Genomic DNA, 3,412 nt, shown 5'->3' with positions numbered 1-3,412 from the left:
GGCGCCCGGGGTGAAGCCGCCCCCGCCGTGCCCCCGCGCGACGACCCGGCGCGCCTGGCCCTCGATCACCCGCATCACGCTCGCGTCGATGCCGTTCGCCTCGGAGGCGTGCACGATGTGGGCCATGGTCGACACGGCCGAGGTGATCGGGTTCAGCTCGCCCGAGTACGTGCCGGCGTCGGTGTCGGCCGCGAACTCGGTGAACAGCGGGGGCAGGATCGCGGCGATCCCCTGGGCGAAGGGGGCGAGTTCCGTCGCGGTGACGCCCTCCGCGCGGGCCACGGCGAGGGCGTGCGTGTAGCCGGCCATCGCCGTCCAGAAGATGTCGAGCAGCGCGATGTCGTACGCCGCCGCCCGGCCGATCTCCTCCCCGAGGTGGGTGTGGCTGCCGCCGAGCGCCGCCAGCACGGGCCGGTGCTCCCGGTACAGCTCCTCGGGGCCGCTGTGGAGGAAGACCGCGTCGTCCGTGCCGATGGCCGGGGTCGGGGTCATGATCGCCCCGTCCAGGTAGCGGATGCCGTGCCGGCCCGCCCACTCGGCCGTGTCCCGGGCGCGGCCGGGGGTGTCGGCGCTCAGGTTCACCACCGTACGTCCCTTGAGGGCGGCGGTGACGGCGTCCTGGCGCAACACGGCGTCCGAGGCGTCGTAGTTCACCACGCAGACGACGGTGAGCGGGGAGGCTCCGACCGCCTCCTCGGGCGACCGCGCCGTGACCGCGCCCCGGTCGGTCAGCTCCGCGTCCCGGCCGGGCGTGCGGTTCCAGACGGTGGTGCGCACCCCCGCGTCCAGGAAGGCGCCGGCCAGCGCACGGCCCATCGGGCCGAGCCCGAGGACGGTGACGGAGGGCCGGTCGATGTGCTCAGACATGCATGAACTCCCATAATGTGTATCGCGATTACCGAAGAAAGGGGCACGGCATGGTGCACCGGCGCCACGATCCGGACGTCTGCGGGGTGACCGCCGCGATCGCCGTGATCGAGGGCAAGTGGAAGACCACGCTGCTGTGGCTGCTGGAGTCCGGACCGCACCGTCCGGCCGCACTGCGCCGGAAGGTGCCGGGCCTCACCGAGAAGGTGCTGACCCAGGCGCTGCGCGAGATGGAGGCGGACGGGCTGGTGCACCGGGAGGTGTACGACGTGCTGCCGCCGAAGACGGTCTACTCCCTGACCGCGTTCGGCCGTGAGCTCGCCGAGGCGCTGGCGCCGCTGTCCGACTGGGGCCACCGCCGGCTGGAGGGGCTGGCCGAGGCATCGGCCTCCTGACCGCCGGCCGTTTCCGCTCCCTTCCTGTCCGGCGCCCCGCATCCAGGTTCGCCGCACACCGCCACGCTGCCAAGTACGCACAAAAAAGTGCGTGTGCCCGCCGTCGGGACGCCCCGTGCGATCGTGTGACCGAGTGAGGATCCGGTGTTCCTCGCGGAGGGGAGTCATATGAGCGAGACCGAGGTCAGCACCGCGCCCCGGCCCCTGTCGCTGGCCGACGGCCGGCCGGCGGCGCGGGCCTGGTCACTGGATCCCGCCCTGCGCCATCTCAACCACGGGTCCTTCGGTGCCGTACCGCTGGTCGCCCAGGAGCGGCAGCAGGAACTGCGTGCGCGGATGGAGAGCGCACCGGTGGTGTGGTTCCCCGAGCTGCCGCGGCGGCTCGCGGCGGTCCGGGCCGAACTCGCCGCCTTCCTCGGCGCGGACCCCGGCGACCTCGCCCTGGTGCCGAACGCGAGCGCCGGCGCGAGTGTCGTCTACGCCGGTCTGGAGCGCCGGGGCGGCGGGGAGATCGTCGTCACCGACCACGGGTACGGCGCCGTGACGATGGGCGCCGAACGGCTGGCCCGCCGCTGGGGCGGCCGGGTGCGCACCGCCAGGGTGCCGTTGGACGCCGACGAGGAGCGGGCGTACGAGGCGATCATGGCCGAGGTGGGCGAGAACACCGGGCTCGTCGTCCTCGACCAGATCACCTCCGCCACCGCCCGCCGGCTGCCGGTGGAGCGGATCGGCGCTCAGGCACGGCGACGCGGGATCCCGCTGCTCGTGGACGGCGCGCACGCGCCCGGCCTGACCGCCGCCCCGCTCGAAGGGCTGACCTGCGACTTCTGGACGGGCAACCTGCACAAGTGGGGGTGCGTCCCGCGCGGCACCGCCGCCCTGGTGGCGCGCGGTCCGCTGCGGGACGGGCTGTATCCGCTGATCGACTCCTGGGGCGCCGCCGATCCGTACCCCGACCGCTTCGACCAGCAGGGCACGGTCGACGCGACCAACTACCTGGCCGCCCCGGCCGCCCTCGACTTCGTCGACCGTACCTGGGGCTGGCCCGCCGCCCGCCGGTACATGGACGAGCTGGCCGGTTACGGTGCGCGGGTCGTGGGCGCCGCGCTCACCGGGCTGACCGGCGAGGACGCCTCCGTCGACGTCGGCATGCCCGTGCCCGGCATGCGGCTGGTGCGGCTGCCCGACGGGCTCGCCGACAGCCGCCTCGCGGCCGACGCGCTGCGCGACCGGGCACCCGCGGAGCTGGGCGTCGAGGCGGCGTTCACCAGCTTCGGCGGAGTCGGCTACCTGCGGCTGTCCGCGCACGTCTACAACACCGCCGAGGACTACGAGTACTTCGCCGAGCGGTGCGTCCCCGTGCTCGGCGAGTGGGCCCGCGCGGCACGGTGAGGGGTGCCGGTCAGGCCTCCCGCGCCACGCGCTCCAGACGGTCCCGGTACGCCTCCCACCAGACCGGGTCGTCCGACGGCAGGCCGGTGTTGGTCTCGTTCATCCCCGCGGCGCCGTCCATGAGTTCGCGGAGGATGTCGGCGTGACCGGCGTGCCGGTGGGTGTCGGCGATCACCCGGACCACGGCGTGGTGCAGCGTCACCTCGTCCCTGCCGTCCGGCCACCACGGCACCCGGCCGGCCGTGTCCAGCGGCAGTGCCCCGATCGTCGCGTCCGCGTGCGCCCACGCCCGGCGGTACAGGCCGATCACGTCCTCGCGCGACTCCTCGGCGGTGGCCCACATGTCCCCGTTCGGTTCCGCCCCGTCCGCGAGCCAGGGCAGCGGCTCACCGGACGGCCGGCCGAAGGTGTCGCCCAGGTAGCCCAGTTCCACACCGGCCGCGTGCTTCACCAGGCCCAGGAGGTTGGTGCCGGTCGGCGTCAGCGGGCGGCGGACGTCGTACTCGGGGAGCCCTTCGAGTTTCCACAGCAGGGCGTCGCGGGCCGACTGGAGATAGAAGCGGAGGTCCGTCTTGGCGGTGTCGAATGGGGTCATGCGGGCCAGTCTGCCGCGTGGGGAAGGCCGAGCCGGCGGCCGTCGCGCATGAGGACGCGCCCGCGCGGTCCGTCCGCCGGCAGGTCGCCGCCGGGCGGGGAAGTGCGGGTCGGGCTCGCGCGGGCCGGGTCCGGTTGCCGTGGTGGACGCGCCGCCCGTGTCG

The 3,412-nt window shown here is 74.3% G+C and carries 4 protein-coding genes; 2 read left to right on the top strand and 2 right to left on the bottom strand.

The annotated features are described in order from the left end of the window. A partial coding sequence (locus B7767_RS21815; RefSeq protein WP_085573692.1) for an NAD(P)-dependent oxidoreductase occupies positions 1–867 on the bottom strand: 867 nt, incomplete at its 3' end. Between the two features lie 50 nt (positions 868–917). Between B7767_RS21815 and B7767_RS21810 the strand changes: the two genes are divergently transcribed. Next, positions 918–1,262 (top strand): helix-turn-helix domain-containing protein, encoded by a 345-nt coding sequence (locus B7767_RS21810; RefSeq protein ID WP_085573691.1) that lies wholly within the window; start codon positions 918–920, stop codon positions 1,260–1,262. Between the two features lie 168 nt (positions 1,263–1,430). Then, positions 1,431–2,654 (top strand): aminotransferase class V-fold PLP-dependent enzyme, encoded by a 1,224-nt coding sequence (locus tag B7767_RS21805; RefSeq protein WP_085573690.1) that lies wholly within the window; start codon positions 1,431–1,433, stop codon positions 2,652–2,654. Between the two features lie 10 nt (positions 2,655–2,664). On the opposite strand, the gene B7767_RS21800 is transcribed toward B7767_RS21805, so the two are convergent. Next, the gene (locus B7767_RS21800) at positions 2,665–3,249 is read right to left on the bottom strand and encodes a DinB family protein (protein ID WP_085573689.1); all 585 of its coding nucleotides are present in this window, start codon (positions 3,247–3,249) and stop codon (positions 2,665–2,667) included. Positions 3,250–3,412: the final 163 nt, after the last annotated feature.

The sequence above is a fragment of the Streptomyces sp. 13-12-16 genome (assembly GCF_002114215.1).
Lineage (GTDB): Bacteria > Actinomycetota > Actinomycetes > Streptomycetales > Streptomycetaceae > Streptomyces.
Note: the sequence above shows the minus strand (reverse complement) of the source record. Positions and strands in the feature narration are given on the sequence as shown.